This window comes from Chitinophaga sp., assembly GCF_035564935.1.
Classification (GTDB): Bacteria; Bacteroidota; Bacteroidia; order Chitinophagales; family Chitinophagaceae; genus Chitinophaga.
Genome location: NZ_DATMTE010000578.1, coordinates 1 through 1,644, shown reverse-complemented (window position 1 = coordinate 1,644; position 1,644 = coordinate 1). Strand labels below are relative to the sequence as shown.

The 1,644-nt window shown below is 43.2% G+C and carries 2 protein-coding genes; both read right to left on the bottom strand.

What is annotated here, in order from left to right:
* Positions 1-974, bottom strand: a 974-nt coding sequence (locus tag VN105_RS14825; protein ID WP_325642207.1) for a hypothetical protein, incomplete at its 3' end; no start/stop codon positions are given.
* A 42-nt stretch (positions 975-1,016) separates the two neighbouring features.
* Positions 1,017-1,415, bottom strand: coding sequence for a hypothetical protein (locus VN105_RS14820; RefSeq protein WP_325642205.1), 399 nt, complete (start codon positions 1,413-1,415; stop codon positions 1,017-1,019).
* Between the last annotated feature and the right edge of the window lie 229 nt (positions 1,416-1,644).

The window sequence follows — 1,644 nt, the reverse complement described above, 5'->3', positions numbered from 1 at the left end:
CCGGTAAATTGCACGGGCTGCCCGGCTACCCAGCTTCTATAGGAATCTATCTTTTTTGCCACACCGCCAAAACCATCCATATTCATTACGAATTGCACCTGGGGAGTTATGCGTATGTTCCGGTAATTTGTAACCATTCCCTGTGTAAACCGGTGTATTACAAGAATTTTTGGCGGCAGCTTATACTGTTGTACCAGGGCGGATAACCAGGATATGGCATAATTAATATCTTCCGCGTCGAGGGTGCCTATGGAAGTACATGGAACACCCCCGTTTTTCATGGAATATTCCGGATCAATGCCCAGGTGTACATCCGGCCGCAGCAGGTATTTTTCCAATAATGGCAACTCTTCCCGGAGAGAACTCTGTCCTGGTTGAACATCCAGGAAAACAATTGCATGCGCTTTCTCTGCCATTGAAAATACTTTATCAATTTCGGAAGCCGGCATGTGTAACCTGTATTTCCGGTCCTTTCCCGGGGCCCTTTGCGCTGTAACGGCTATATAATGTAGGGCCGGCACAACGGGGATACAGGTATCCGCCTGCCTCCATTTAGCTGCTTCTATTTCAAGTTTGCTTAATACTTCATCCGGGGGCAAAGCTCCCAGTACTCCCATGCGGGTGGAATATAGATTGCCATAAAATGCAATAATCCGGTTATAAGGCAATAGTGCGCCGGGCAATGGGTAATCACTGCTTACAGGCCACCTGGCAGATGGCTTGTTGTGTACCAGGCGCAACAGGATTGCATGATACCTGGCAGTATCGGTAATTCCTGGTTTATTGCTCTCACTGGAAAAATCGTCATTGGAAGAAACAATAGTTTTATGTGGATGTCCTGTTCGTTTCAGGCTTTCTGTTTGTTCAATAGACAATAAGTCTACGGAAGTAAACACATATAACATTAACACGCCTATCCACAAAAAAACAGTGGCAATAAAAATTCCATTTACAAATTTCAGTACCAGTTTCATAAATGTAATGCTGAAGGTTATTGTATTATAACACTAAGCGCATTAATCGTCATTCCGTTCCTCCGGGAACTTCAGACTATGGCGATTGGACGATCTGCCGGCATTATTCAGTTCCTCCAGCGTCCAGTTATCCGTGTCAATGGTTTCCAGCCATAATGTTCCTGCTTTGCGGAGTACTTGTGCATTTAATCCAAAAATGTAACTGAAGTCATGTTCTATTGCTGCCGCTGTTCTGTAATAGCTGATATCTATCCACCCCGAGCTGTTTCGCATCCTGATATTCTCAATGGGTGTATCCGGCGATATTTTATCTTCTTCAGATGAGTATTCTCCTTTCAGATGAGGCTTCCTGTAAAATTCCAGTTTCAGGTACGCATACAGTGTATGGAACTTTTCCTGGATTTCCTTTATTACAGCCTCTTCACTAATATATATCTGCATAAAAAAGTGCTTTAGTCATTACAAGGTTACTATTAGTATTGCCGGTAGCCAATGAGAAAGATCATCCTATAATATGATTGCAGTCACATTCCGGGAAAGAAGAGAATCCGAAATTAACGGCTCAATATTTTATTATGGAAGCAATAGATACAAACCAGCATTTAGCTGACAGGTCGCTGGAATTACCAGGTAATGAAGAAAAATATTTCCTGGAAGGCCCCCGTTCCAG